23 protein-coding genes and 2 tRNA genes are annotated in these 26,029 nt (G+C 72.7%); 16 read left to right on the top strand and 9 right to left on the bottom strand.

What is annotated here, in order from left to right; genetic code table 11:
• Positions 1-152: 152 nt before the first annotated feature.
• The gene (locus tag CFK38_RS14680; RefSeq protein WP_157773593.1) at positions 153-815 is read right to left on the bottom strand and encodes an ATP-dependent Clp protease proteolytic subunit; all 663 of its coding nucleotides are present in this window, start codon (positions 813-815) and stop codon (positions 153-155) included.
• A gap of 73 nt (positions 816-888) precedes the next feature.
• On the bottom strand, positions 889-1,464 hold the full coding sequence (locus CFK38_RS14685; protein ID WP_172895892.1) for an ATP-dependent Clp protease proteolytic subunit: 576 nt from the start codon (positions 1,462-1,464) through the stop codon (positions 889-891).
• A 422-nt stretch (positions 1,465-1,886) separates the two neighbouring features.
• Here CFK38_RS14685 and CFK38_RS14690 point away from each other — a divergent pair, with 422 nt between their 5' ends.
• Positions 1,887-2,720: a C40 family peptidase gene (locus CFK38_RS14690; RefSeq protein ID WP_096803744.1), complete on the top strand. Its 834-nt coding sequence runs from the start codon at positions 1,887-1,889 to the stop codon at positions 2,718-2,720.
• A gap of 54 nt (positions 2,721-2,774) precedes the next feature.
• Here CFK38_RS14690 and CFK38_RS14695 read toward each other — a convergent pair whose 3' ends face one another.
• The 3 genes from CFK38_RS14695 to CFK38_RS14705 form a co-directional block, all read right to left on the bottom strand.
• On the bottom strand, positions 2,775-3,368 hold the full coding sequence (locus tag CFK38_RS14695) for a dihydrofolate reductase family protein (protein ID WP_096803745.1): 594 nt from the start codon (positions 3,366-3,368) through the stop codon (positions 2,775-2,777).
• Between the two features lie 129 nt (positions 3,369-3,497).
• Positions 3,498-5,063 (bottom strand): trigger factor, encoded by a 1,566-nt coding sequence (gene tig, locus CFK38_RS14700; RefSeq protein WP_096803746.1) that lies wholly within the window; start codon positions 5,061-5,063, stop codon positions 3,498-3,500.
• A gap of 84 nt (positions 5,064-5,147) precedes the next feature.
• A tRNA-Pro gene (locus CFK38_RS14705) sits at positions 5,148-5,221 on the bottom strand.
• Between the two features lie 160 nt (positions 5,222-5,381).
• Between CFK38_RS14705 and CFK38_RS14710 the strand changes: the two genes are divergently transcribed.
• The 12 genes from CFK38_RS14710 (at position 5,382) to CFK38_RS14765 (ending at position 17,270) form a co-directional block, all read left to right on the top strand.
• Positions 5,382-5,455, top strand: a tRNA-Gly gene (locus CFK38_RS14710).
• 111 nt (positions 5,456-5,566) lie between these two features.
• On the top strand, positions 5,567-7,021 hold the full coding sequence (locus CFK38_RS14715) for a tyrosine-type recombinase/integrase (protein WP_096803747.1): 1,455 nt from the start codon (positions 5,567-5,569) through the stop codon (positions 7,019-7,021).
• A 16-nt stretch (positions 7,022-7,037) separates the two neighbouring features.
• Positions 7,038-7,607 (top strand): hypothetical protein, encoded by a 570-nt coding sequence (locus CFK38_RS14720; RefSeq protein WP_096803748.1) that lies wholly within the window; start codon positions 7,038-7,040, stop codon positions 7,605-7,607.
• Positions 7,608-7,620: 13 nt separating this feature from the next.
• Positions 7,621-8,877 (top strand): tyrosine-type recombinase/integrase, encoded by a 1,257-nt coding sequence (locus CFK38_RS17420; protein ID WP_157773502.1) that lies wholly within the window; start codon positions 7,621-7,623, stop codon positions 8,875-8,877.
• Between the two features lie 103 nt (positions 8,878-8,980).
• Positions 8,981-9,754: a hypothetical protein gene (locus CFK38_RS14730; RefSeq protein ID WP_157773503.1), complete on the top strand. Its 774-nt coding sequence runs from the start codon at positions 8,981-8,983 to the stop codon at positions 9,752-9,754.
• Positions 9,755-9,816: 62 nt separating this feature from the next.
• Entirely contained in the window at positions 9,817-10,293 is a 477-nt protein-coding gene (locus tag CFK38_RS14735) for a MerR family transcriptional regulator (protein WP_157773504.1), read from the top strand.
• Positions 10,290-11,270, top strand: coding sequence for a hypothetical protein (locus CFK38_RS14740; RefSeq protein WP_096803751.1), 981 nt, complete (start codon positions 10,290-10,292; stop codon positions 11,268-11,270). The genes CFK38_RS14735 and CFK38_RS14740 overlap by 4 nt, the downstream gene beginning before the upstream one ends.
• A 525-nt stretch (positions 11,271-11,795) precedes the next feature.
• Positions 11,796-12,110, top strand: a complete 315-nt coding sequence (locus CFK38_RS14745; protein ID WP_096803752.1) for a hypothetical protein — start codon at positions 11,796-11,798, stop codon at positions 12,108-12,110.
• Positions 12,107-13,489 carry a tyrosine-type recombinase/integrase gene (locus CFK38_RS14750; RefSeq protein ID WP_096803753.1) on the top strand — a complete coding sequence of 461 codons (1,383 nt, stop codon included), beginning with the start codon at positions 12,107-12,109 and terminating at the stop codon, positions 13,487-13,489. Before CFK38_RS14745 ends, CFK38_RS14750 begins: the two co-directional genes overlap by 4 nt.
• A gap of 488 nt (positions 13,490-13,977) precedes the next feature.
• Positions 13,978-15,534 (top strand): Ada metal-binding domain-containing protein, encoded by a 1,557-nt coding sequence (locus CFK38_RS14755; RefSeq protein WP_096803754.1) that lies wholly within the window; start codon positions 13,978-13,980, stop codon positions 15,532-15,534.
• Positions 15,531-16,034 (top strand): methylated-DNA--[protein]-cysteine S-methyltransferase, encoded by a 504-nt coding sequence (locus CFK38_RS14760; protein WP_096803755.1) that lies wholly within the window; start codon positions 15,531-15,533, stop codon positions 16,032-16,034. The genes CFK38_RS14755 and CFK38_RS14760 overlap by 4 nt, the downstream gene beginning before the upstream one ends.
• A 12-nt stretch (positions 16,035-16,046) precedes the next feature.
• Complete coding sequence (locus CFK38_RS14765) at positions 16,047-17,270, top strand: aminotransferase-like domain-containing protein (RefSeq protein ID WP_096803756.1); 1,224 nt, start codon at positions 16,047-16,049, stop codon at positions 17,268-17,270.
• Between the two features lie 30 nt (positions 17,271-17,300).
• Here CFK38_RS14765 and CFK38_RS14770 read toward each other — a convergent pair whose 3' ends face one another.
• The gene (locus tag CFK38_RS14770; protein WP_096803757.1) at positions 17,301-18,836 is read right to left on the bottom strand and encodes a hypothetical protein; all 1,536 of its coding nucleotides are present in this window, start codon (positions 18,834-18,836) and stop codon (positions 17,301-17,303) included.
• On the bottom strand, positions 18,833-19,501 hold the full coding sequence (locus CFK38_RS14775) for an ABC transporter ATP-binding protein (protein WP_245851097.1): 669 nt from the start codon (positions 19,499-19,501) through the stop codon (positions 18,833-18,835). Before CFK38_RS14775 ends, CFK38_RS14770 begins: the two co-directional genes overlap by 4 nt.
• A gap of 327 nt (positions 19,502-19,828) precedes the next feature.
• Between CFK38_RS14775 and CFK38_RS14780 the strand changes: the two genes are divergently transcribed.
• Positions 19,829-20,368, top strand: a complete 540-nt coding sequence (locus CFK38_RS14780) for a CarD family transcriptional regulator (protein WP_096803759.1) — start codon at positions 19,829-19,831, stop codon at positions 20,366-20,368.
• 64 nt (positions 20,369-20,432) lie between these two features.
• Here CFK38_RS14780 and CFK38_RS14785 read toward each other — a convergent pair whose 3' ends face one another.
• Together CFK38_RS14785 and CFK38_RS14790 are read right to left on the bottom strand one after the other, a co-directional pair.
• On the bottom strand, positions 20,433-21,749 hold the full coding sequence (locus CFK38_RS14785; protein WP_096803760.1) for an MFS transporter: 1,317 nt from the start codon (positions 21,747-21,749) through the stop codon (positions 20,433-20,435).
• A 98-nt stretch (positions 21,750-21,847) separates the two neighbouring features.
• Positions 21,848-22,525: an SRPBCC domain-containing protein gene (locus tag CFK38_RS14790; RefSeq protein ID WP_096803761.1), complete on the bottom strand. Its 678-nt coding sequence runs from the start codon at positions 22,523-22,525 to the stop codon at positions 21,848-21,850.
• 129 nt (positions 22,526-22,654) lie between these two features.
• Here CFK38_RS14790 and CFK38_RS14795 point away from each other — a divergent pair, with 129 nt between their 5' ends.
• Positions 22,655-23,401 (top strand): HAD family hydrolase, encoded by a 747-nt coding sequence (locus CFK38_RS14795; protein ID WP_096803762.1) that lies wholly within the window; start codon positions 22,655-22,657, stop codon positions 23,399-23,401.
• Complete coding sequence (locus CFK38_RS14800) at positions 23,398-25,944, top strand: glycoside hydrolase family 65 protein (protein ID WP_096803763.1); 2,547 nt, start codon at positions 23,398-23,400, stop codon at positions 25,942-25,944. Before CFK38_RS14795 ends, CFK38_RS14800 begins: the two co-directional genes overlap by 4 nt.
• The last annotated feature ends 85 nt before the right edge of the window (positions 25,945-26,029 follow it).

The raw sequence follows: 26,029 nt of genomic DNA on the forward strand, positions 1-26,029 counted from the left end.
GAACCGAGGGGGGAACCCGGGAGGTGCCGCCTCGCGGCGGCGCGTCCCGGAAGGCTGTCTCGGCCCCCGGACGCAGGGTGGGCATCCAGGGGCCGAGGGTCGTGCGACGTCGACCGCGGGCGGGCGCAGAGCCCCTCCGCAGCGGCTGCGGGTCAGTTCGCGATCTGTGCGCTGGGCGCCTTGCGCGACTCCAGCACCTGATCGATCAGCCCGTAGTCGAGCGCCGCCTTCGCGGTGAGGATCTTGTCGCGCTCGATGTCCTTGCTGACCTGCTCCTTGGTGCGACCGGAGTGGCCCGCCAGGGTCTCCTCGAGCCATTCGCGCATGCGCATGATCTCGTTGGCCTGGATCTCCAGGTCCGAGGCCTGACCGCCGCCGCCCTCGCCGCCCATGGCGGGCTGGTGGATGAGGATCCGGGCGTTGGGCAGGGCGAGCCGCTTGCCCGGCGCGCCGGCGGCCAGCAGCACCGCGGCGGCCGAGGCGGCCTGACCCAGGCACACGGTGGTGACCTCGGGCTTGATGTACTGCATCGTGTCGTAGATGGCGGTCAGCGCCGTGAACGAGCCACCGGGGCTGTTGATGTAGAGGGTGATGTCGCGGTCCGGGTCCTGGGACTCCAGGACCAGCAGCTGGGCCATGACATCGTCCGCAGAGGCATCGTCGACCTGGACGCCCAGGAAGATGATGCGGTCCTCGAACAGCTTGGTGTAGGGGTCCTGGCGCTTCATGCCGTAGGCGGTGCGCTCCTCGTACTGCGGGAGCACGTAGCGCGAGCTGGGCATCGGGGCCGTGCGGCCGGCCTGGGCGATCGGCATCGCGCCGAAGGGACGGGGATCGAAGGTCACGGGGTCTCCTTGCGTGAAGGGCGGTCGGGGGGTGCCGGGGCGATCAGTCGTCGGTGCCGCCGCCGCCGGTGACATCGCTCGAACCGCTGACGATCTTGTCGATGAAGCCGTACTCGAGCGCCTCGGCGGCGGTGAACCACTTGTCGCGATCGGAGTCGGCGGTGATCTGCTCGACGCTCTTGTCCGTCTGCTCCGCGATCAGCTCGGCGAGCGTGCGCTTCATCGAGAGGATCAGCTCGGCCTGGATCTTGATGTCCGTGGCGGTGCCGCCCAGGCCGCCCAGCGGCTGGTGCATGAGCACCCGCGTGTGCGGGGTGGCGTAGCGCTTGCCCTTGGTGCCGGAGGAGAGCAGGAACTGCCCCATCGACGCGGCCATGCCCATGCCCACGGTCACCACATCGGGCTTGACGAACTGCATGGTGTCGTAGATCGCCATGCCGGCGGTGATCGAACCGCCGGGGCTGTTGATGTAGAGGTAGATGTCCTTGTCGGGGTCTTCCGCCGCGAGCAGGAGCAGCTTCGAGCAGATGGCGTTGGCGTTCTCATCGCGCACCTCCGAGCCGAGCCACACGATGCGCTCACGCAGCAGGCGCTGGTAGACGTTGTCGTCCAGGCCCATCGGGGTGTCGCCGGCCGCATTGCGGGGCGGGGAGGTCTGAGTGCTCTGCGAGGACACGGGGTCTCCTTCATGCCGGAATTCGCTGATGGGTCGACTCTAGGCGCTGGGCGGACCCCGCACCGGCCCTGTTCGCCGCAGGCGCACTGCCCTGTGCCCTCCCGATGCCGCGGCGGGGTGTGCGGCGCCCGTTGCCGCTTCGTCAAGTCCGGGTGCGATCTGGTCACGGAGGGGCCGGATGCGTAAAAACCGTCCCAAGATCGCGGTCGGGCTCTGCCAAGCCCGCAGACCTGACGCACCCGGCGCTCCTACGGTGGACCCATCGCCACGACAGCGGTGGGCAGCAGTCGCCACCGGATCGTCACGAACAGCCAGCAGTACATACCCGGCCCCTGGTCGGGACCGGAAGGAAGCAACCGCACATCATGGCCCAGAACAACACTCACCGCACCCCCGGTCGCGCCCAGCTCCCGACCCACCACGCCCAGCGCGCAGCACGCGGCCTCGGCGGAGCGGCCGTCCTCGGCGGCGTCGTCCTCGGCACCGCCTTCACCGGTGGCGCGGCCCAGGCCGCCCCCGCAGCGCCTGCCGCTCCCGCCGCCCCGGTCGCGAGCGCCCCCGCCGCGCAGGCCCTGCCCACCGCCCCCTCGGTCGTCGCCCCGTCGGCCGTCCTCGATTCCACGCAGAAGCTCCGCTGGGGCTCCCGTGGCGGCGCGGTCCAGGATCTCCAGTCCGCGCTCAACGGCCACGGTGCGAGCCTCGCCGTCGACGGGGTGTTCGGCCCCCGCACCCATTCCGCGGTGAAGAGCTACCAGTCCTCCCAGGGCCTCCTGGTCGATGGCGTCGTCGGCCCGCAGACCCGCGGCGCCCTCAACGGTGCCGGCGTCTCCACCGGCGGCGCCTCGGTCGCCACCTCCTCCTCGAGCTCGAGCAGCTCGATCGTGGACGCCGCCCGCTCCGCCCTCGGCACCCCGTACAGCTGGGGCGGCGCCTCGCTCGGCGGCATGGACTGCTCCGGCCTGGTCAACTACGCCTACGAGGCCGTCGGCATCGACATCCCGCGCACCTCCAGCCAGATCGCGAACGGCGGCCGCTGGATCTCGCAGTCCCAGGCCCAGCCCGGGGACATCGTGGCCTGGTCCGGACACGTCGCGATCTACGCCGGCAACGGCCAGATCATCGACGCCTCCGGGTCCCGTCAGCAGGTCGTCGAGCGCTCCATCTGGGGCAACCCGATCGGCTTCGTGACCTACCGCTGAGACACCGCCTCTGCGGCATCAGCGGCCCGGCTCCCCTGGGGAGCCGGGCCGCTGTCATGTCCGGACCCGTCGTGGACGGTAGATCCTGCCGAGCCCCGCCTCGGCGCCGGCGATCGGGCCGACGAGCTCCCACTCGACCAGCCTCCCGCCGGGGACGTCGAAGACCCGCGTACCGTCGCCGAGCATCACCGGGGCGGTGAACATCTGCAGCTCATCGAGGAGATCGTGCTCCAGCGCCTGGCGCGCGATATCGGCGCTGATGATCTGGACGTCGCTGCCGGCCGCGAGCTCCCTCGCCCATCGCACGGCCTCGACGACATCGGCGTCCAGCGCCGTGATCGCCGGGTCATCGGCGATCTCCTGGGGCCGGTGGGTCAGCACGATCTCGATGCCCGACCAGGCGCCGCCGTACGCCTCCGCCGTGAGCTCGCCGCGCTCGTCGGCCTGCGCACGGGCGGCGTCGTACCCGCGACGGCCCGAGAGGATGACGCCGACGGGCGCGGCGAGCCGCGCGATCACGGACTCGTCCATCCGCGGGCACGCCTCGAGCCAGGACATGTCGTGGTCGGGGCCGGTGAGGAATCCATCCAGCGAGGCGGTGAAGCCCCAGGTGACCCTGCTCGTGGTGGGCGCGCTCGACGATGACATGGGGCTCCTCCGGCGCTGGGGCCGCGGATCGGATGGTCCGGGAGGACGAGTCTTCCACCGACGACGGCGGGCCGCCACCCCGTGGGGTGACGGCCCGCCGTCGTGCTGCGCCCTGGCGAGGGCGGAGGATCACTTGCTCTCGGAGGCCTCGTCGGACTCGGCCTTCGCAGCCGGTGCCTTCTTGGCCGGAGCCTTCTTGGCCGGAGCCTTCTTGGCGGGAGCCTTCTTGGCGGGCTTCTCCTCGGCGGCATCCGCCTCGGCAGCAGCCTTCTTCGCCGGAGCCTTCTTGGCCTTCGGCTTCTCCTCGGCGGCGGTGTCGGTCTCCTCGGCGACGGCCTTCTTGGCCGGAGCCTTCTTCGCCGGGGCCTTCGTGGCGGGAGCCTTCTCCTCGGTCTCCTCGTCCGTCGCCTCGGCGTCGTCGCCCTCGGCCTGCAGGCCCAGGTCGAGGACATCTCCGGCGGCGTTCTTCACGGTGACGTCCGCGAGGACGACGTCGAGCGCCTTGGAGCGCTGGACCTCGGAGAAGATCTGCTCGAGCTGACCGGACTGGGCCAGCATCTGCAGCAGCTGATTGGACTCGATGCCGTACTGCGCCGACAGCTGGGTCATGTAGTTCATCAGGTCGCCCTGGTCGACCTGCACCTCGCGGGTGCCGTTGATCTCGTCGAGCAGGAACTGCGCACGGACGGCCTTCTCGGTGTCCTCGCGGATCTCCTCGCCGTGCGCGTCGCCGGCCTCCTTGCCCTCGTTCTCGAGGTGGGAGGTGATCTCGTCCTCCACCAGCTGCGCGGGCACCGGGATCTCGAGCTCCTCGAGGAGCTTCTCGAGCAGGGCGTTGCGGGCCAGGGCCACGCGGTTGCCCTCGGCGTCGGCGGCGGCCTGGGTCCTCAGATCGTCCTTGAGCTCGTCGATGGTGTCGAACTCGGACGCCATCTCGGCGAACTCGTCGTCGGCCTCGGGCAGCTCGCGCACCTTCACGGACTGCGCGGTGACCTTGACCTGTGCCGTCTCGCCCGCGCGGTCGCCACCGGCGAGCTCGGACTCGAAGGTGGTGGTCTCCTCGGCGGAGAGGCCGATGAGCGCCTCATCGAGGCCCTCGAGCATGTTGCCCTCACCGATCTGGTAGGAGACGCCCTCGACGGACTCGATCTCCTCGTCCCCGATGGTCGCGACCATGTCGAGGGAGACGAAGTCGCCGTCGGCGGCGGGACGGTCCACGCCCACCAGGGTGCCGAAGCGCTCACGCAGCTCGGTCAGGCGCACCTCGACGGCGTCCTCATCGACCTCGGGCTCCTCGATCTCGACCTCGTAGGCCGAGAAGTCGGGCAGGGCGATCTCAGGGCGCACGTCCTGCTCGACGGTGAAGAGGAGGTTGCCCTCCTCGGAGCCGTCCAGGCCGGGGACCTCGGCGACCTCGACCTCGGGCCGACCGACGGGCTTGATCTCCGCCTCGGCGGCGGCCTGCTGGTAGAAATCGGGCAGGGCGTCGTTGACGGCCTCCTGCATGATCGCCGGACGGCCGAAGCGCTGCTCGACGAGCTTGGAGGGGACCTTGCCCTTGCGGAAGCCCGGGATCTGCACCTGATCGGCGATCTTTGTGGTGGCGGCCTCGACGGCCGGCTTGAGCTCGTCGAAAGGCACCTCGACGGTGAGCTTCACCCGGGTCGGGCTGAGCTTCTCGGACTCGGTCTTCACTGGTCAGGTCTCCCTAAGGATGGACATCGAATGGACGTTTCTCGCGGCGCCCCGGGGCTCGCGCGGCGGCGGCCCGGTGCGGAGTCGGGGTGACAGGATTTGAACCTGCGACTTCCCGCTCCCAAAGCGGGTGCTCTACCAAGCTGAGCTACACCCCGGAGGGCAACCCAGGGAATATTACCCGCTCTCCGCGCGCGGTGCCCGGGTGGGGCCGGGGCGCTGTGAGCAGATGCATGTCGGCTCCGCCACGGCGGATGTGCTCCGAGGCCGCTGATCTGGTTCAATGGTGTCGCAGCGCGGGCGTAGCTCAGTCGCAGCGCGGGCGTAGCTCAATGGTAGAGCCTCAGTCTTCCAAACTGATTACGCGGGTTCGATTCCCGTCGCCCGCTCCAAGTATCACCGCTGGTCACAGCGGCGCAGGTGTGCGGGGCCGAACGGCTGAGCACGCGGGAACCGGGTGTTTGCGGGGCTTTGCGGGGCCACTGCCCCGAAAGGTGCCCCCGATGCCCCGCCGCACACACCGTGAGTTCGGTCAGATCGACCGCCAGCGCTCAGGCCGCTACCGCGCCCGGTTCACCGGCCCCGACGGTCGCCTGGTGACCGCACCCCACACCTTCGCCACCAAGCGCGAGGCCACCGACTACCTGGCCCGGGTGCGCGGTGAGCTGCTGGCAGGCAACACCGCCGCCGTGATCCCGACCCGCATCACCGTGGCCGAGGCCGTCGCCACCTACCTTCGCACCAATGCCACCCGGCTGCGCCCGAGGACCCTGGACCTGTACCGCCGCACCGCTGAGCGCTGGATCCTGCGCCCCGTCGGCACCGACGCCGCCCGGATCGACCTCGGGCCGTTGCCCCTGTCGACCCTGACCACCCCGCTGCTGCGCGAGTGGCACACGGCACTGACACACCAGGCCCACGCCGAGGCCGTCGGCCACGCGCAGCGCTCTGCCACCCGCCGCGCCACCCGCTCACACCCGGCCCGCGCCTGGGCACGGCAGGCCGGGTACACCGTCGCCCCCACCGGGCGCCTGTCCCCCGCGATCCTGGACGCCTGGCACGCTGCCGGATCCCCCGGCCCCGCCGAGGGCGCCGTACCCGAGACCGCAGGCCGCACCGCCGCCGCGCAGGCCTACCGGCTGCTGCGGGCCGTGCTGAACCAAGCCGCGTCCGACGGGCTGATCCCCCACAACCCCGCGAGGGTGAAGGGCGCCGGTCAGGTCGACCACCCCGAACGGCTGCCGCTGAGCGCCGAGGAAGTGAGCGCCCTCGCCGCCGCCGTCCCCGCCGAGCTGTCCACCGCCGTGCTGGTCGCCGCATGGTCCGGGCTGCGCCCCGGTGAGCTGTTCGCCCTACGCCGCACCGATGTGGACACCACCGCCCGCACCGTGACCGTGCGCCGTGCACTGGTGGAGGTCCCCGGGTCCCCCATCACGTACGGCCCGCCGAAGTCCGCAGCCGGGCGCCGCACCGTGTCCCTGCCCGAATCCGTCGCCGCCGCCCTCGCCGACCACCTGGCCGAGCACACCGGCCCCGGCGCCGAGGCGCTGGTGTTCGCCACCCCTGCCGGTGGTCCCTGGCGCGGCGCCGACCGCACCCGCGCCCTGCGGCGTGCCCGCGAGGCGATCGGGCGCCCCGATGCGACATGGCACCACCTGCGCCACACAGGGGCCACCCTCGCCGCGATCGCGGGCGCCACACAGGCCGAGCTACAGGCCCGGATCGGGCACAGCACGCCCCGCGCTGCCGCGATCTACCAGCACGCCCGCGCCGACCGTGACCGCTGGATCGCTGACCAGCTCGACGCCCTCGCCACGCCCGGCCCCGTGCCCCCGTCACCGTCGCCCGAGGCGCCGTCCGCTGTCGCACCTGCCCCGGATCCTCTCCCTACCGCGCAGCCGGCCCCGGCGCCTGCTGCGCCTACGCGCCGTCACCTGTCCCTAGTCCGCAGCGCCTGAGAGAAAGCACCCCGCTATGACCGACACCGCCCTGCCCCCGCTCGACCTGAACCTGTTCCCGCCCGCCTGGCTGGTCGCCATGCTCGCCTGGGACCACGACTGCCACGCCCACCTGCCGCACCGCATCAGCCCTGCCGGGATCCCGCTGGCCCCGAACGGGCACCCCGCTGTGCTGCTGGCCGTCGTGCGCGCCCTGGGCGATCCCTCGCCGCTGGACGTGACCGCCGATGACCTCGCCGCAGCCGCCGAGGGCGCCGACCTCACCATCACGCAGCACGCCGAGCTGCCCGCCGCCCTCGCATCGTTCACCGCCTGGGCGTGCCCCCGTGGCGTGCTCGACGGTGACCCGCTGCCCGCCCCCACAGATGCCGCCCCGCTGCGCCTGGTGCACCCCGATGCCACCCCGCACCAGGCGCCCGCCGCGAGCACCGCGCCGGACTACCTCACCGCCGCCGAGGCCGAGCACGACCACCTCACGCGGGACCCCGACGCGCACCCGCTGGCGATCCTCGACGCCGAGGACCGCCTACGGGCCGCGCAGGCCGACGCCCGCGCCAACGGCGACCACGACCACCCCGAGCACTGAGACGAGACCCGCCATGCCGCACCCCGCCGACCTCGCCGCCCTCGCCCCGCGTGACCAGTGGAGCTATCACCTGCTGCTGTTCGACCTGGACCTGGCCGCCCAGGGCGCTGCCGACACCTCACGGCGCAAGCACGCCGCGATCCTCGCTCAGCTGCGCGAGGCTCACCCCAAGCACACGCCCTGGGACCTGAGCACCGACACGCTGCTGGCCTGGCTCGCCCGCGAACAGATCGCGCCCGCCACCTGGCGCTCACGCCGCGCCACCCTGCGCATGTTCTACGCCTGGGCCGTGCGCGCCGGTCACCTCACCAGCTCGCCAGCCGGGACTCTGCCCGGTGCCCGCCCCGAGGGGCTGCCGCCAGCTGGCCCTGCCTCGGCCCGGTCCTACGGTCCGCCCCGAGCAGTTGTGCCCGCCCTGTGGCGCGAGGGGCTGGAGCTGTTCGACGCCTATCTGGTGATGCGGGGCCGTCCCGAGACGACCCGCACCACCCGCAGGCAGGAGCTGTCCCGGTTCGCCCGGCGCAACCCCGAGACACACCCCTGGTCAGTGACCGCCGCCGACCTGCTGGCGTACATCATGGCCGACGCCGAGCTGGCCCCCGAGACCCGCCGCGCCCGCCGCTCGACCCTGCGAGCGTTCTACAGCTGGGCCGAGCTGGTGGGCCACGTCGCCGCCTCACCGGCCAAGCTGCTGCCCGAGGTGTCCACCCCCACGCCGCTGCCCCGCCCGATCCCCGACGAGGACCTGGCCGACGCGCTCGACCGCGCCGACGATCGGCGCCGCCTGATCCTGCGCCTGGCTGCCGAGGTGGGACTACGCCGGGCCGAGATTGCCGCGTGCCACACCCGCGATCTGCGCGAGCGCGCCGGACGGGTCGCCCTCCTGGTGCACGGCAAGGGCGCCCGTGAGCGCATCGTGCCCGTTCCCGAGCACCTGGGCCGCTACCTGCTCACGCTCCCCGACGGGTACCTGTTCCCGTCTGACCACCCCGACGGCCACCTGTCCCCGCGCTACGTCGGCAAGCTCGCCGCCGAGGTTCTGCCGCCCTCGCACACGCTGCACACCCTGCGCCACCGCTTCGCCACGAACATCTACCGCGCCAGCCGGGACCTGTACGCCGTCCAGCGTCTGCTGGGCCACGGCTCCCCCACAGTGACGCAGCGCTACGTCGGCCTGGACGTAGACGAACTGTGGTCCGTGGTCGACGCCGTGGCCGACACCCCGCTGCCCCCGCCTGCCCGGGTGCGCGTGTCGGCCAGTGTCGCCTAATGTCGTCTAATGTCGCCTCGCAGGTGTTCACTTTTCCGTCTGTCCTGCGGTTTTACCGAAGGGTGGCTGGCAACTGGCAGGGCACGCTGTCATGCTGTGGGGCATGAAGACAGCACATGATCTACGGGACCGGGGCACGGCCACACGCCGCCCCCGGCCCCGTCGCGTGCTGTTGGCCCTCGCCGCCGCGATAGAGCACCCCTGCGCCGAGCACGCCGCCCTGTGGGATGACCTCGCTGCCCTCGCCCTGGCCCTGCCCGCCGCCGACGTGACCGTGAGCGCCGACCGCCACGCCGCCGCGCTGGGATCGCTGAGCGCCTGGACCCTCGCCGCTGCCGATGCCCCCTGTGCCCCGCTCACGTGCACGTGCACCACCGCCCCTGCCGAGGTCGACGCCCTCGCCCTGGCACCCCTCGCCCCCCGGCACCGTGAGCGCCGGACGCGCACACGCCGCCGCACCGATGCGAGCAACCGCGCCGCAGCCCGCCACGGTGACAGCCTCGCCACCGTCGACGGGTACCTGCCACCGGATCACCCCGCCCGGCTGCTGCTGGCCGAGCACGATCACCCCCGCGAGCGGGATGTGCCGCCCACCGCCGCCCGCGATGCACGGGCCGCGATCGCTCACACAGTGGCCCGTGAACAGCTCCGTGGTGCCGCCGCGCTCACGGACTCGCCCCCGGCCCTGCTCGCCCTGCTGCTGGCCGCTCAGCACCTCGCCACGCTGTACGTGGCCGGGCTGCTGCTGCGCGCCTCAGAGCTACCCACACCGGCACCCCAACGCCTCGCCCTGACACGATCGACCCTGACCGCAGCGCCACCGGCCCCGGGTATGCCGGTGCCGTACCCGCGCTGCGCTGTCTCTCTCGCCGCCTGACACCAGGCCGCACCGGCATACACGCGCACACCCCTAGGCGGCACACCTAGGGAGAAACCCGCATGTCTGCCCCTACTGCGCCCACCTGGACGCCCATTCCCCTGCCCGCTGCACTGACCCTGCTCGCCCGGCACGAAGCTGCCGACCATGCCGCAACCACTGAACGGACCTTCGACCGCTGGCTGGCCGCTGGTCGCTTGCCCGTCGTGCGCCTCGGATCCCGCGTGCTGGTCCGCGCCTCAGCGCTCGACGCCCTGGTCACTCACGCCGCCACCGGGACACTGCCCCGCCCGCCAGCGTCCTACGTGCCCGACCTCAGCGGCGCCCGCCTACTGCGGTTCGATGAGACCTCGCACTGGCTGCGCATCAGCCGCACCACGCTGGAGCGCTGGGCCGCTCCCGACGCCGCCGCGCCGCTGCGTATCGCTCCCACACGCCTCGGGCGCCGGGTGTGCTTCCGCCCGATTGACGTGGCAGAGCTGATCGACCGCACCAGCTACGCCGCGACCACCGGCCCCCTGGCAGGGCGCCTCGCATGAGCACCGCGTCCGCACCGCATGACGGCGGGCGCGAGGGTCCAACGCACGATGACCAGAGCCTGCTCACCGTCGACGGGCCGCGCCCCTGGCTCCGCACGATCTACGCCCACCTGCGCCACTACACACCGAGCCAGAGCCTGTTCCTGGTCGCCCTCGGAGCCGACACCTACGCCCAGAACGACAGCACCGAACCGGGACACGACAAGCTCGCCACGTTCACCTCATTGGACCTTTCCGACCTGAGCACCGCTGTGAACGGACTACTACTGCCGCGCCCCGCAGCACCGTTCGACCACGCTGCACTGATGCGCCCCCGACGGGGCCGCAAGGGCGCCCGCGCCGCGTACGTACTCACCCTGCCGGACCCCGCACCCGAGGACCCCGAGATGGCTGTGGACGGTGAGCGCCCCGCCACCGGACTGCTGTCACTGCTGCCCCGGCTCGACCTGACCCTGAGTGACCGCCTGGTGCTGACCACCCTCACCCTGCTGTCGATCGACGGCGCCGAGGTAGCCGTCACCACCCGGCGCCTGGCTCACCTCTGCGGCATCTCACGCACCACCGCAGTGCAAGCGATCGCCCGCCTGACCAGCCACCAGCCCAAGGGCACCCCCGGCGCTGTGATGGGGCGCCCGCCCCTGCTGCTGCCCCTGGCCCCCACCGTGGGACAGCGCCCCGCCCGGTATCGGCTGGACCTCCTGCCAAGCCTGCGCAGCGGTGACCAGGTTGGTGCACGGGTTAGTGTTCAGAATCCCGAACCTGAGCCGTCTACCAGTGATCAGGTTGGTGCACGGGTTAGTGCACGGGTTGGTGACCAGGTTGGTGCACGGGTTGGTGACCAGTTCTCCAGAGACAACCTGACCTCACCTGACCTGACCTCACCTATCGAACGTGCCAGCGTAAGTACAGCTGTGCGCGCGAGGCGCAGCGCTGAGCCGCAGTCGATGGATCATCACGCATCGGTCGATGCACGATGAACGCCGCCGATCACCTCGCCGCTGCGCAGCCGTCACTGCTCGACGCCCTCGCCCTGGTCGACCCCTCTTCTTCTGACACAGGCCCCCAGACCACCCCGCGCCTTCCCTGGAAATCCCCCCCCGACTGACCAGGAAAAAACTGGACATGTCCAATTTCCCGAACCAGAGCGTGAGGCGCCCGCACAGCCCCCGCTATTTGCCCAGATCAGAGCCGATATCGACGGATTGCTGGCGATCGCAACGGATGCGCCCGAGGGCGACGGATTGGGCCAGAAAGCGCCCGAAAGGATCCGGGGCCGTCGCCGCCGCTCGACCTCCTGGGCGTACTGGCTGCCCGTCGACGCCCCGGCGATCCCTGCCGATGACGATCCGGGGTCCGTCCCCTGCCGTGCCCCCGGCTGCCCCGATGGATCCTGGCACCGGGTACAGCGCCTGTGCCGTCCCTGCTACCGTTCCGCCTGCCTGAGCCTCGGACACGCCCCGGGATCCGCCCACCGCGAGCCGAGCACCACCCCCGCCCGCCCCGTGACCTACGCCGCCGAGCACTACCGCGTGCGCGCAGCACTGGGCGATCCCCGCGCATGGCCCTGCGCCCGCTGCGGCGCCGGGGCCGTCGACTGGGCGATGCTCCCCGACGCCGAGACCATCCGCCGCACCACCGACGGCAAGCGCGCAGCCGATCCCAGCGACTACGCCCCCATGTGCCGCCTGTGCCACGGGCGCCTGGACCCCGCGCAGCCGCCCCCCGGTGTCGTGATGCTCGCCGGGGTCGACTGGCAGGACTACAGCACGCACGTGGACGCCGAGGGGCGCCCCCTGCGGGAATGGAGCACCCGATGAGCCGCCGTGAGTTCGGTCAGATCGACCGCCAGCGCTCAGGCCGCTACCGCGCCCGGTTCACCGGCCCCGACGGTCGCCTGGTGTCGGCCCCTCGCACGTTCACACGCCGCCGCGAGGCTGCCGACTACCTGGCCCGGGTGCGCGGTGAGCTGCTGGCAGGCAACACCGCCGCCGTGATCCCGACGCGCATCACCGTGGCCGAGGCCGTCGCCACGTACCTGCGGACCAATGCCACCCGGCTGCGCCCGAGGACCCTGGACCTGTACCGCCGCACCGCTGAGCGCTGGATCCTGCGCCCCGTCGGCACCGACGCCGCCCGGATCGACCTTGGGCCGCTGCCGCTGTCGACCCTGACCACGCCCCTGCTGCGCGAGTGGCACACGGCCCTGTGCCAGCACGCCCACGCCGAGGCCGTGACGGCACAGCGCCACCGCGAGCCGACGCAAGCTCAGAGCGCCCGCGTCTGGGCACTGGGCCGAGGGATCGACGTGGCACGCACTGGGCGGGTCCCTGCCGCCGTTCTGGGCGCCTGGCAGGCCGCAGGTGCCCCGCTGGCCCCGTCGCCCCCTGTCGACCCCGCAGCGGGCCGCACAGCCGCCGCGCAGGCCTACCGGCTGCTGCGGGCCGTGCTGAACCAAGCCGCCGCCGACGGGCTGATCCCCCACAACCCTGCGAGGGTGAAGGGTGCCGGTCAGGTCGACCACCCCGAGCGCCTGCCCCTGAGCTCAGCCGAGGTGAGCGCCCTCGCCGCCGCGATGCCGCCACACCTGCGCGCTGCGGTGCTGGTGGCCGCATGGTCCGGGCTGCGCCCTGGTGAGCTGTTCGCGCTGCGCCAGGCCGACGTGGACGCCGAGGCGGGAACCGTGACGGTGCGCCGTGCGCTGGAGGAGGTGCCAGGGGCTGCGATCACCTACGGCCCGCCGAAGTCCGCAGCCGGGCGCCGCACCGTCTCCCTGCCCGGATCCGTCGCCGCCACCCTCGCCGCCCACCTGGCCGAGCACACCGGCCCGGGCGCCGAGGCGCTGGTGTTCAGCTCGCCGGACGGGTCCCCCATGGGATCCGGTGCACGCTCCCGAGCACTGGCCCCCGCCCGCGAGGCGATCGGTCGACCCGATGCCACCTGGCACCACCTGCGGCACACCGGGGCCACCCTCGCCGCGATCGCGGGCGCCACGCAGGCCGAGCTACAGGCCCGCATCGGCCACAGCACGCCCCGAGCCGCCGCGATCTACCAGCACGCCCGCGCCGACCGTGACCGCTGGATCGCAGACCAGCTCGACCGCCTGGCCGTGCCCGCGAGCACCCCGCCGAGGGCACCGGATCCCATCGCCCCGGCACCGGCTGCACCCCGCCGACTGTCCCTGGTCCGTTCCGCCTGAGCGCAGCACTGCCACGCACTGCCCGGCCCCGCACCCCACGGTGCGGGGCCGTTCCACGTCCTCAGCCGGTGCCACCGCGAGCACGCCTCGCACCGTGCGCCGCCCAGGACCCTGCCGCCGAGGGAGATGGACCCTCGCACCATCGCCGGATCCGACCGGCTGGACCCCTCCAGAATCGCGGGGCATTGCGGGGCTTTCGGTGTCTGGACATGGGGCACTGTGCCTATTCCTGGGGTACTGTAGGCCCCGCAAGCTAGAGCCGATCCGGCCCCTGGCCTGCGCAAATACCCTTCCGGGGCGGTGACTTCCAAACTGATTACGCGGGTTCGATTCCCGTCGCCCGCTCCGAAACCGGAGGAGCCGCGGTCCCACGAGGGCCGCGGCTCCTCCGCGTCCGGGGCTCCGCCGTCGCTGACGACGGCCCCGTCCCCCACCACGCTGTCCGGATCCCGCTGGTGTCGCAGGCTGCAACGCGGTTCACTGGTCCCATGGCCGAGATGACCGATGACGAGCGCTACGCCGCGATCCGCGCCCGGGACGCGCGCTTCGACGGGATGTTCTTCACCTGTGTGCGCTCGACCGGGATCTTCTGCCGGCCCTCCTGTCCCTCGCGCACACCCGGCCGGGACCGCGTGGAGTTCGTGCCCAGCGCCGCTGCGGCGGTCGAGCGCGGGTATCGGGCGTGCAAGCGCTGCGGGCCGCTGGCGCCGCCGGGCACGGTCGACGGCGATCCGGCGGGTGCCGTCGCCCTCCATGCACTCACCCTGATCCACGGCGGGGCCCTGGACCCCGGGCCGGACGGCAGCACTCCGGTGAGCGATCTGGCCTCCGCTCTGCACGTCACCGAGCGGACCCTGCACCGGTCCCTGGTCGCCCGCACGGGATCCGGTGCGGTCGCTCATGCCCGCATGGCCCGCGCCCGCCGCGCCCATGAGCTGCTGCGCTCCACCTCCTGGCCGATGGCCGATGTCGCGGCGGCAGCCGGATTCGGCAGCGAGCGTCAGCTGCACGAGACGGTCAGCCGGATCTTCGGCCGGGCGCCGTCGGCGATCCGCGAGCTCGCCGGCCCTCGTGGCGGGGCCATGTGCCCGCGGACGGCTGAGGGACCGCCCCCGGAGACGGGAGGCGATCGTGCCGACGGGGCCGCGGTGGTCCGCGCCGAGCTGGCGGTGCGCCGTCCCTTCGACGGCGCGGGGCTGGCGCGCTGGTTCGCGGGCCGGGCGATCCCCGGGGTCGAGCACGTCGAGGGGCTGCTGTGGCAGCGGGCGGTCTCCCTCCCGCACGGGCCGGGGGTGCTGCAGGTGGACCTGGCCAGGGAGGAGGGTCCGCTGCCGTTGACGGCGCGCCTGGCGGATCTGCGCGACTACGCCGCGGCCGTCGCCATGGCCCGGAAGATGCTGGACCTGGATGCGGACCCCCGTGGCATCGATGCCGGGCTGCGCACCGCGATGCCGCCCCTGGTCCCTCTCGTGCAGGCTCGGCCGGGGGTGCGGATCCCCGGCACCCCGAGCCTCGCCGAGGCGCTGCTGTGGGCGATCGTCGGTCAGCAGATCAGCACCGGCCGCGCCCGCGCCCTGCTCGAGGGGGCCGCCGATCTGGCCGGGCACGAGCTGCCGCCCGCGCTGCGCACCGCGCGCGTGCACCGCCTCGCGATCCCTCCGGCCGAGGCCGGCGCCCGGGCCGAGGAGTGGTTCCGAGGGCCGGGTGCCCGCCGGCGCACCCTGACCGCCGCGCTCAGCACTCCCCCGGATCCCCACCTCCCCGTGCCGGAGCTGCGCGAGCAGCTGCTGGCGATCCGCGGGATCGGCCCGTGGACCGCCGACTACGCCCTGCTGCGCGGCACCCGGGCCGTCGACGTGGCACCGCCCCGTGACGTGGCACTGCTCGCCGTGGCCCGCGCCCTCGATCTCGCCGAGGACTTCGCCGATCTCGACGACGTGCTCCGTGACGCATCGCCCTGGCGCAGCTACGCGGTGATGCACCTGTGGCACCACCGCGACTCGCTCCCCGCGCATCAGCGCACCCTGAGGAAGGACCGCTCATGACCCCCGATCCCGTCCGCACCCATCGCCTCGTCACCACCCTGCTGGGCACCTACGTGCTGGCCGCCGGGGCCGACGGTCTCATCGGCGTCTGGCGCCGGGACCAGAAGCACTTCCCGCTCCCGGCCAGGCTGGGCCCCGCGGCCGCCGGCCCCCATGCCGTCCTCGACGATGCGGAGCGCCAGCTGCAGGAGTACCTCGCCGGACGCCGCGAGGACTTCACGCTGCCGCTGGCCCCCGAGGGCACGGAGTTCCAGCGCACGGTCTGGCACCGTCTGCGGGCGATCCCGCGCGGCACCACCACCACCTACGGACAGATCGCCCGCGACCTGGGCAGGCCCCGCGCGGCGCAGGCGGTCGGCGCGGCCGTCGGCGCGAACCCGCTCTCGATCGTGGTGCCCTGCCACCGGGTGGTGGGCAGCACCGGATCGATGACGGGATACGCGGGCGGGATCGAGACGAAGCAGGCACTGCTGCTCCTCGAGGGGGCCCTGCTCGCGTGACACCATGGGCGGATGACGCCGTCCGCCCCCCAGGCCCCCCTGCAGCATCCCTTCCGCTTCCCCGTCGCCGCCCGGTACGCGGGGATGGAGTCCTCACCGCTGAAGGACATCTTCGCCCTCGCCGCCCTCGACGGCGTGATCTCCTTCGCCGGCGGGATCCCGGACCCGGAGCTCTTCGCGCTGGAGGACGTCACCGCGGCCTACGACTGGGTGCTCACCCATCAGGGCCACCGCGCCCTGCAGTACGGGGTCAGCGAGGGCGAGGCGGAGCTGCGTGAGCAGGCCGCGCGCCGTCTCTCCCGCGACCTGCCCACGGACGCCTCCCAGATCCGGGTGACCTCCGGCTCCCAGGAAGGGCTGTTCGTCGTGGCCCAGGCGCTGCTGGAGCCCGGCGACGTGGTGCTGGTGGAGTCGCCCACCTATCTCGCGGCGGTGCAGGCGTTCTCCGTGCACGGTGCCCGCATCATCGGGGTGGACACCGACGACGACGGCGTGATCCCCGAGGCCCTCGAGGAGGCGCTGCGCACCCATCACCCGCGGATGGTCTATCTGATCCCCACCTTCCAGAACCCCACCGGGCGCACCATGCCCGTGGCGCGCCGGCAGGCAGTGGCCGAGGTGCTGCAGCGCACCGATGTGCCGCTGATCGAGGACGACCCCTACGGCGCCCTGTCCTTCTCGGGGCACACCTGGGCACCGATCGCCGCGCTGCCGGGGATGGGTGCGCGCACGATCCTGTTGAACTCGATGAGCAAGCTGATGAGCCCCGGGGTGCGGATCGGGTGGATGCGCGCCGAGGGACCGGTCCTGGACACCCTCGCGGTCGCCAAGGCCGCGATCTCCATGCAGTCCTCGGTGGTGGACCAGCTGACCGTCGCCCGCTATCTGGCGACCGCGGATCTGGATGCCCATGTGGCGCGGGTGAGCGCGGTCTATCGCGAGCGCCGTGACGCGATGGCGGCCGCGATCGCGCCGGTGCTGCCCGACGGGGCGCACGTCACCCATCCCGAGGGCGGGATGTTCCTGTGGGCCGCGCTCGGCGAGGGCTTCGACGCCCAGGCCATGCTCGCCGATGCGGTCGCGGCCGGGGTCGCCTACCTGCCGGGCTGGTCGTTCTTCGCCGATCACGCGGACCGCTCGACGATGCGCCTGAGCTTCGTCACCCACTCCCCCGCCGTCATCGGGACGGCCATCGGGCGGCTGGGCGAGGTCATCGCCGCTCACCCCCGCCGCTGAGCAGGTCCGAGGGCGCGGCCTCCCGCCGCGTCAGCTCCCCAGCGCCCGCAGCCGGCCCCGGGCCATCAGTGCCATCAGCGCGGTCAGGAGCGCGGCACCGCCCAGCGTCCAGACCGGGCCGAGCAGCCCGAGACCGGCCAGCAGCGTCCCCGCAAGCAGCGCGAGCAGCAGCGCATCGGACTGCCAGGCCAGCATCACCAGGACCGAACTGTCGCCCTGGGCGGTGGGCATCGGGGTCATCAGCTGCAGCGGCATCGGGCCCTTCGCCGCATCCCGCACCTGTCCGGCGATCAGCACCGGCGCCAGCGCGACCGGCAGCAGCACCGCCCGCAGCGCGCCCTCGCCGATGCCGCCCGCCAGCACGAGGCCGCCTCCGCCCAGAGCGGCGAGCGCGGTCAGCAGCAGCGCCGGGGCGAGGGCATGCAGCAGCACCTGGACCGCGACGGTCTGCCCGAACAGCCGGGGAGCCCCGAGCGTGTGGACCCCGTGCCGGATCCCCTCGACCAGGGTGGAGCCTGCGCCCCACAGCGCCACCGCACCCAGCAGCACCGCTCCCCCGGCGAGCGGTCCGGTGAGCTGGGTGGAGCCGGCCAGCGCGGCCGCGGCCAGCAGCGCCACCACGATGCCGACGACGAGCCGATCGGGGCTGCGCAGCCATGCCACCGCATCACGGCGGGCGTACAGCAGCACCAGCGGCCGCGGCCCGACGGCACGCAGGCGCCGGCCGGCCGACGGCGGAGGACGGAACGTCGCGGCGGCCCCGGCCAGGTCCCCGCTGGTGGCGACGGTGGTGACCGACTCCCAGCGCATCGACTGCTCGCGCAGCACGGTGCCCCGCAGCCGGTCGAGCAGGGTGATCCCGGCCGCGGTGGCGGCGATCCCCGCCCCCAGCACGAGCAGCGCCCCGGGCCCGTGAGGCGCCTCTGCCCCCGGCCAGGAGCCACCGAGCCCCGTGCCCTGGGGCAGCAGTGCGGAGAGGCCCCCCGCCAGCAGCAGCGCTCCCACCAGGAGCCGGCGCGGCCGCGCCGTCAGCAGCTCTCCCGCCAGCCATGCCGCGCCGAGCAGCAGGCCGGCGCCCGTCGCCGCGAGGACGAACCGGACCGCTGCGGCGCCATCGGCTCCACCACCGGCGGCGCCGTCTCCGCCTCCGGCGGCCCTCAGCGTCACGGCGATCAGGGAGGCCACCACGGCCATCGAGGCCGTGGGCGCCAGCAGTGCCCGGACGTACGGGCGCCACAGCACGGTGCGCCGCCGGATCCCGCTCGAGGCGAGGGTGGTGGTGAAGAACGGTGCCATCAGCGCCGGTCCGCGGACACCGCCGAGCAGCACCAGCGCCGCCGCGGCGATGAGGACGACGATGCCGGCGAGGCGCGGAGCCAGGGGATGCTGCAGGACCGGGAGCACATCGGGTCGGGCCAGGAGGGCGCCCCCGAACCGCAGCGCAGGGACTCCCAGGACCAGCACGCTCAGCGCCCCCAGGTAGAGCAGGTACAGCACATCGGAGCCGGTGCGGGCCCCGCTGCGCTGCGCCCAGACCTCACGCACCGCCGAGAGGTCACCGCTCACGAGGCCTCCTCCAGGTGCAGGCGGACGTCGGCGAGCGCCTCGAGCAGTCGCGGGCTGTGGGTGGCCAGCACCATCGCGGCGCCCGCGTCGACGCGGGCGCGGAGGGCACCGATCACCAGCTCCAGGCGCTGTGCGTCCAGGCGCTGCTCGGGCTCGTCCAGCAGCAGCACCTGAGCCGGGCGGGCGAAGGTGAGGGCGAGGGAGACCAGCTGCGTCTGGCCGCTGGAGAGCTCGTGCGGGAAGCGGCGGCCGAGCGGCACGATCTCGAGTTCCTCGAGCAGCTCCTGGGCCCGCTGGGCCGCGGCCGGGGCGGGCATGCCCCAGGTGGCGGCGATGAACCGCAGATGCTCGGCGACGGTGAGGTCGCGGGCCGTCTGCGGCGGGCCGATCAGGGCGCCGAGCGCGGTGCGGAAGCGGCGGTCGCGGTCGTCGGGGGCTCCCCCGGCGATGCGCACGGTGCCCGCGGTGGGGGCGAGCAGTCCGGCGAGCACCCGCAGCAGGGTGGTCTTCCCGGAGCCGTTGGCGCCGGTGAGGGCCAGGATCTCTCCCGTCTGCACGCTGCCGGTGGCCCCGAGCAGGAGCACCTGGTCGTCGCGCACGACGCCGACGTCGTCGAAACGGACGATAGCGCGCTCGGGAGCCGGGAGTGCTGCAGCAGGGGCCATGTGTCCATGGAACCGCATCCGGTGCGGCGATGAGGTCCGACCTTGGTCTCGTTCCGTCGCTCCGGTGCTGCCGTGCCTCGCCCTTGGCCCGGTGTGATCCAGGTGGAAACGTCACCCTCTGGAAATGTTGTCAGATCCGTGAGAGAATAGGGGTGCGCCGTCGTAGGTGCCGCCACCCTGTTCCTACAGGTCGAGCGGCACTCGAGTTGCTCCGAGACCTTCGCGAATCCGGGTTCTGTCCGGGTCCGTGTCGTGCCGTGTGCAGCCGCCTCGACCCCACCAGGGCCGCGGTACCGGCGGTGCGCAGGTCCACAGAGGAGGAACCCCTTGCCCGTCGCCACTGCGCCCGTCGACAGCTCCGCTCCGAAGATCGACGACGTGCTCACCCACCCCGTCCACGGGCCGGTGCGCATCGTCTCCCTGCGTTCCCGGACGGTGCGCGGCACCGAGCGGGAGTACGTCGACCTGGTGGTCATCGATGACGAGATGCAGATCTCGGTGCCCTCCGACGGCAAGGACGTCATCGGACTGCGCGCCCTGCTCGAGGAGGCCGAGATCGTCACTCTGCTCGAGCAGCTCGGGGAGCCGATCCCCGCCCCGGAGAAGAAGGCCTCCTGGGCCCACCGCATCAAGTCCCTGCAGATGCAGCTGCAGACGGGGCGCCTCACCGATCGCATCGAGGTCATCCGCTCGATCATGCGCGACTCGGGTGGCACTCCGTCGAGCCTCGCCGAGCGCAACCTGCTCAAGCAGGCCATCGACCCGCTGGCCTCCGAGATCGCCATCGCCCGCTCCGTCGCCCGCGAGGACGCCCAGCTGCTCCTGCAGAGCACCGCCGAGAACGCCCTCGAGTCCGCCGCCGCCTGAGACCCGTCCCGGCGATGCCGCGGCCCTGGGGCCGACGGCGCCGCGGGCCCACGACTGCCCCGTCTCACCTCCCCCGGGTGCTCCCGGAGGGGGTGACGCGGGGCAGTATGCGTGTCAACCACAGCCCGCCCGCGATGCAGACGGCACCGGTGGCCGCCCCGGCCACCGCGACCGGCGCGAACAGCGTGATCCCGGTGACGATCAGCGGTGCGGCGAGCCTGCCCGAGCCCAGCATGGTGTTCCACCAGGCGAGGTACCGGGTGCGTCCGTGCACCGGGGAGACGTCGATGCCGAGGGTCATCACGATCCCCGATCCCAGGCCGTTGCCCAGCCCGATCAGCAGGGTGGGGACCATCAGCGCGACCAGTGCGGCCACGGTGCCCCCGGCGGCCAGCACCGTGCCGAGCAGCCCCAGCAGCAGGAATCCCAGGCCCATCAGCAGCGCACAGGGGACGGCCACGGCGGCGCGTCCGTACCGGTCCATGAGCGTGCCGGCGGGCAGGACCAGGAGGATCTCCAGCACGGCGCTGGCCCCGAACACGATCGAGATCCACACCGGATCCAGGCCCAGGGCGTCCCCGAGCAGGGGCACGATCACCGGGCGGTTCACCCGGGCCATCATCACCGGGGCGATGCCCGCCCCCACGGCGGCCATCCGTCCCAGCACCGCCCGGTCCAGGCGGATCTTGGCGGGGCTGGGTCGACGCCGCCTCTCGCGCGGCACGGCGGGCTCGGGACCGGTCTCCCCCGGGGGCAGGAACACGGTGATCATCACCGTGCCGGCGGCGGCGCTGACGGCGAACAGCAGGAACACCCCGGCCATCGAGCCCAGTGCCATCACCGCCGCGCCGAGCAGGGGGCCGATCACCTGGCCGATGCGGATCACGCCGCCGAACAGCGTCATGCCGCGGGCCCGCATCGACGGTGGCAGCGCGGTGCCCAGGTAGGTCTGCCGCCCCAGCTGCCACACCTGCATGCTCAGCGCCATCACCAGCAGCAGCCCCACCAGGGCGAGCCGGTGGTGGAGGGTGACGGCAGCGCCGCCGAGCGCCGGTCCGATGACCAGGTAGGCAGCGAGGTTGGAGACCACCAGCAGCATCCCCGTGACCTTCAGGGCCCGTCGCGCCCCGATCCCGGCGATCAGCCGCCCCGCGGGGATCGGCCCCAGGAAGGAGGTCAGTCCGAAGATGGTGGTCAGCGCCGCGGCCTGCGGCACCGAGAATCCGAGTTCCCGGGCGAGCAGCGGGATCACCGGCATCAGCGCCGCCAGGCCCACGAACTCCAGCAGGGTCGGGGCGTAGACGGAGGGCACCAGGCCGCGCAGCACCTGGCCCGGGGTGCGCGGGTCCCCGGACGGGGAGCGCGCTGCGGGGGTGGTCACCGGCGAAGTCTGTCAGCAGATGGTGAGCCTGGGCAAAGAGTTCCGTGGGGCGGACGGGCGGCGCGGTGCACGGGCCCGCGGAACCCTGGTGACCGGGCTCAGCGACCCAGGTGGCGCCGGACGGTCTCGCTCTCGCCGCGACGGGCGGTGGCCTCGTCGACCCCGGCCGCAACGGCCTCCGCCGCCCAGCGCACCGCCCAGGCCCGTACGTATCTCGCACCCTGCGGCCCGTGCAGCCACTCCGGGGTCGGCACGGGCACCGGCTCCAGGCAGGTGGCATGCCAGCCGTCGGTGTGCGCGGCCAGTGCCAGCAGCGCGATCTCCCAGCCGAGGGCGAGGGCTCCCGGTCCCGTGCGGGCGAACTCCTCGGCGTCGAGCAGCGCCGTGTGGTGCAGGGCCAGCAGCGTGGTGCCGTCGTCCTCCGGGTCGAGCCGGAGCAGCAGCGGATCCTCCCCCGCCGGCTGCTCCCAGGTCAGACCGAGACGGTGCGGCTCCTGCACCTGGAGGATGCGGCCACCGGCGCCTCCCGGCGCCCGGAACCGGCCGCCCTCGCGAAGCTCGCCGTCGATCGGACCGAACCAGCCGGCGAGCTCGCGCGGCGCGGTGAGCAGCGGCCACAGACGGGCCGGCGCCAGGGCGATGTTCGTGGTGAGGGTGAGGACCGCCCGTACCCGGCCGGGCCCTCCAGGGCCCCTCGTGGCGAGGGGGACCTGCTCGTCGATCTCGAGCGAACGTCGCACCGCATCCACCACGGGCAGCGACTCCGTGACAGTCATCGTCTCCTCGGAAAGGTCTCAGCCGCTCCGCATCGGCGCCGGGCGCGGAGGCGGACCCCCGCAGAGTAGCCCACCGACGCGCCCCGGTGCCACGACATGCTCCCGCACCCGGTCGAGCCTGCCCGTAGCATGACGGGTGTGACTGCAGAGCAATCTTTCCGACCTGCCGGGTTCACGGCCCACCTCTTCGATCTGGACGGGGTCATCACCCCGACGGCCGAGGTGCACATGCGCGCCTGGGCCCGCATGTTCGAGGAGTTCCTCGCCTCCCGGGGCGTCGCGGAGCCGTACACCGATGCGGACTACTTCGCCCATGTCGACGGGCGCCCCCGCTACGACGGGGTCCGTGCCCTCCTCGCCTCCCGCGGGATCACCCCGCCCGAGGGCGAGGACTCCGACCCCGGGGACCAGCCCGCCGGCTCGGAGACGGTGCGCGGCCTCGGCAATCGCAAGAACGATCTGGTCCTCGCGCTGCTGCGCGCCGGGGGCGTCGCGCCCTATCCGGGCACGGTCGCCTTCCTCGACGCCCTGCCCGGCGGAGCGCGCCTGGCCATCGTCTCCTCCTCCCGCAACGCCGAGGAGGTGCTGACCGCCGCCGGTCTGCTGGACCGCTTCGAGCACATCGTCGACGGCAACGTCGCCGCCCGGGAGGGGCTGTCCGGCAAGCCCGCTCCCGACACGTTCCTGCACGCCGCGCAGCTGCTCGGCGTCGAGCCCGCACGGGCCGTGGTCTATGAGGACGCCGTCTCCGGGGTCCGCGCCGGCGCTGCCGGCGACTTCGGCGCCGTGATCGGTGTGGACCGGGGCGCCGGTGCCGAGGAGCTCACCGCCGCCGGCGCCACCCTGGTCGTCGCCGATCTGGAGGAGATCGCATGAGCCGCCGCCGCGTGCTGCCCGTCGACCCCGTCGACCGCACCCAGCTGCCGCTGGACGAGTGGCGCCTGGTCGAATCCCGCCCCCACGACGACCTGGGCCTGGCGGAGACCCTCTTCACGACCGCCAACGGCTATCTCGGCATGCGCGGCACCCCGGAGGAGGGCCGCGACGCGGAACGCCATGGCACCTTCCTCAACGGCTTCCACGAGACCTGGACCATCAACCACGCCGAATCCGCCTTCGGCTTCGCCCGCACCGGGCAGACGATGGTCACGGTGCCCGACTCCTCCGTGCTGAAGCTGTACGTGGACGACGAGCCGCTGCTGCTGTCGATCGCGGACCTCGAGGAGTACGAGCGCTGGATCGACTTCCGCGAGGGAGTGCTGCGCCGCGAGCTGATCTGGCGCACCCCCGCCGGGAAGCGGGTCCGGGTGAGCTCCTCCCGCATGGTCTCCTTCCCGCAGCGGCATCTGGCACTGATGACCCTGCGGGTGGAGATGCTGGACGGCGCCGCCCCGATCGCGATCTCCTCCCAGATCATCAATCGGGAGGATTTCCGCGACGACTTCGGGGCGGGGCTCGAGGGCGGCCCGCTCACCGACAAGGCCGACCCGCGGCAGACCACAGATTTCACCCATCGCGTGCTCGAGCCGCTGCAGAACTGGCACAGCGCGCGACGGATGCTGCTGGGCTACCGGGTGGCGAACTCCGGGATGACGCTCGCCGTCGGCGCCGATCACGAGGTGGAGTCCGAGGCCGAGGTGGAGCAGCTGGTGGACACCAGCGAGGACAAGGGGCGCCAGGTGGTCCGCGCCCATCTCGAGCAGGGCCAGTCGCTGACCGTCCGCAAGGCGGTGACCTACCACTCCTCCCGCTCGGTCCCCCACCGCGAGCTGTTCGACCGCTGTCGCCGCACCCTGGACCGGGTGCGCAGCACCGGGTTCGAGGCCCAGTTCCGTGAACAGCGGGAGTACCTCGAGGACTTCTGGCGCACCTCGGACGTCGAGCTGCCCGGCCAGCCGGCGGCCCAGCAGGCCACCCGGTGGTGCCTGTTCCAGATCGCCCAGGCCGCGGCCCGTTCGGACCAGTGGGGCATCCCCGCCAAGGGCGTGACCGGTTCGGGGTACGAGGGGCACTACTTCTGGGACAGCGAGATCTACGTGGTCCCGTTCCTGACGTTCACGCAGCCGCGCTGGGCCCGCAACGCGCTGCGCTTCCGCACGAACCTGCTGCCCAAGGCCCGGGAACGGGCGCGCGAGCTCAATCAGCGCGGGGCGCTGTTCCCCTGGCGCACCATCAACGGCGACGAGGCCTCGGCCTACTACGCCGCCGGCACCGCGCAGTACCACATCGACGCCGACGTGGCCTACGCCTTCGCGCAGTACGTGGACGTCACCGGTGATCTCGACTTCCAGCACCGCGACGGCGTACGGGTGCTGGTGGAGACCGCCCGGATGTGGGCCGATCTCGGGTTCTGGCGGCTGCGGGCCGATGGCACCTCGAGCTTCCACATCAACGGGGTGACCGGCCCGGACGAGTACACCACCGTGGTGAACAACAACATGTTCACCAATGTCATGGCCCGCTACAACCTGCGCCGCGCCGCGCTCGCGGTCAACGATCTGCGCACGGCCGACGAGAGCGCGTATGCGACGATGCGGATCGAGCTCGACCTGGACGAGCTGGAGCTGGAGCAGTGGACGGCCTGCGCGGACGGCATGCATGTGGCCAAGGACGAGTCGCTCGGGATCCACCTCCAGGAGGACCGGTTCCTCGAGCGGGAGATCTGGGACCTCTCCAGCACCCCGGAGGAGGCCTTCCCGCTGCTGCTGAACTTCCATCCGCTGGTGATCTACCGCTTCCAGGTGATCAAGCAGGCGGACGTGGTGCTCGCCCTGTTCCTGCGCGGCAGCGAGTTCACGGCGGAGGAGAAGCGCGCGAACTTCGAGTACTACGACCCGATCACCACCGGGGACTCCTCGCTCTCGGCGGTGGTGCAGTCGATCATGGCCGCCGAGGTCGGGCACCAGCGGGCCGCACAGGACTATTTCCGCACCGGGCTCTTCGTGGACCTGGCCAATCTGCACCACAACACCGCCGACGGAGTGCACATCGCCTCCGCCGGCGGGGTCTGGAACGCCCTGGTGCACGGCTTCGGGGGGATGCGGCACGACGAGGGCCGGATCTCCTTCGACCCGCGTCTGCCCGTCGACTGGCCCGAGCTGGGCTTCCCGCTCACCGTGCACGGCTCCCGGTTCCGGGTGCGCCTGGTGCGGGAGGAGATCTCCTTCACCCTCGAGACCGGTGACGAGATCGAGGTCACCGTGCGCGGTCAGACGGTGCTGGTCACCGCGGACGGCGTCTCGGTCGCCCTCGCGGACCAGGGCCCGCTGCTGGACGATTCGGTGCTGGACAGGCCCGTCGGCCTGGGGGACGAGCGTGCTGACGGCTCGATCATGACCTCCTACGTCCCCACCGACCCCGAGGACCCCTGGGAGTATCCCGTCGCCAGCGACCCCGATGACATCATCGAACAGAGCTGACGGGCGCGGCACCACCCCGGGACCTCGCCCACCTGGTGGAATGGTTCCCACCAGCGCCCGTCCCGGGCGCCCCGCCCCCGACCCC

This window comes from Brachybacterium vulturis (genome assembly GCF_002407185.1).
GTDB classification, from domain to species: Bacteria; Actinomycetota; Actinomycetes; order Actinomycetales; family Dermabacteraceae; genus Brachybacterium; species Brachybacterium vulturis.

Coding starts and splice junctions, on each gene's coding strand:
- CFK38_RS14690 (WP_096803744.1), top strand. CDS start 1,887: ATGGCCCAGAACAACACTCACCGCACCCCCGGTCGCGCCCAGCTCCCG.
- CFK38_RS14685 (WP_172895892.1), bottom strand. CDS start 1,464: ATGGGCCTGGACGACAACGTCTACCAGCGCCTGCTGCGTGAGCGCATC.
- CFK38_RS14740 (WP_096803751.1), top strand. CDS start 10,290: ATGAGCACCGCGTCCGCACCGCATGACGGCGGGCGCGAGGGTCCAACG.
- CFK38_RS14730 (WP_157773503.1), top strand. CDS start 8,981: ATGAAGACAGCACATGATCTACGGGACCGGGGCACGGCCACACGCCGC.
- CFK38_RS14715 (WP_096803747.1), top strand. CDS start 5,567: ATGCCCCGCCGCACACACCGTGAGTTCGGTCAGATCGACCGCCAGCGC.
- CFK38_RS14680 (WP_157773593.1), bottom strand. CDS start 815: ATGCCGATCGCCCAGGCCGGCCGCACGGCCCCGATGCCCAGCTCGCGC.
- CFK38_RS17420 (WP_157773502.1), top strand. CDS start 7,621: ATGCCGCACCCCGCCGACCTCGCCGCCCTCGCCCCGCGTGACCAGTGG.
- CFK38_RS14800 (WP_096803763.1), top strand. CDS start 23,398: ATGAGCCGCCGCCGCGTGCTGCCCGTCGACCCCGTCGACCGCACCCAG.
- CFK38_RS14795 (WP_096803762.1), top strand. CDS start 22,655: ATGACGGGTGTGACTGCAGAGCAATCTTTCCGACCTGCCGGGTTCACG.
- CFK38_RS14760 (WP_096803755.1), top strand. CDS start 15,531: ATGACCCCCGATCCCGTCCGCACCCATCGCCTCGTCACCACCCTGCTG.
- CFK38_RS14720 (WP_096803748.1), top strand. CDS start 7,038: ATGACCGACACCGCCCTGCCCCCGCTCGACCTGAACCTGTTCCCGCCC.
- CFK38_RS14775 (WP_245851097.1), bottom strand. CDS start 19,501: ATGGCCCCTGCTGCAGCACTCCCGGCTCCCGAGCGCGCTATCGTCCGT.
- CFK38_RS14765 (WP_096803756.1), top strand. CDS start 16,047: ATGACGCCGTCCGCCCCCCAGGCCCCCCTGCAGCATCCCTTCCGCTTC.
- CFK38_RS14735 (WP_157773504.1), top strand. CDS start 9,817: ATGTCTGCCCCTACTGCGCCCACCTGGACGCCCATTCCCCTGCCCGCT.
- CFK38_RS14750 (WP_096803753.1), top strand. CDS start 12,107: ATGAGCCGCCGTGAGTTCGGTCAGATCGACCGCCAGCGCTCAGGCCGC.
- CFK38_RS14755 (WP_096803754.1), top strand. CDS start 13,978: ATGGCCGAGATGACCGATGACGAGCGCTACGCCGCGATCCGCGCCCGG.
- CFK38_RS14790 (WP_096803761.1), bottom strand. CDS start 22,525: ATGACTGTCACGGAGTCGCTGCCCGTGGTGGATGCGGTGCGACGTTCG.
- CFK38_RS14695 (WP_096803745.1), bottom strand. CDS start 3,368: ATGTCATCGTCGAGCGCGCCCACCACGAGCAGGGTCACCTGGGGCTTC.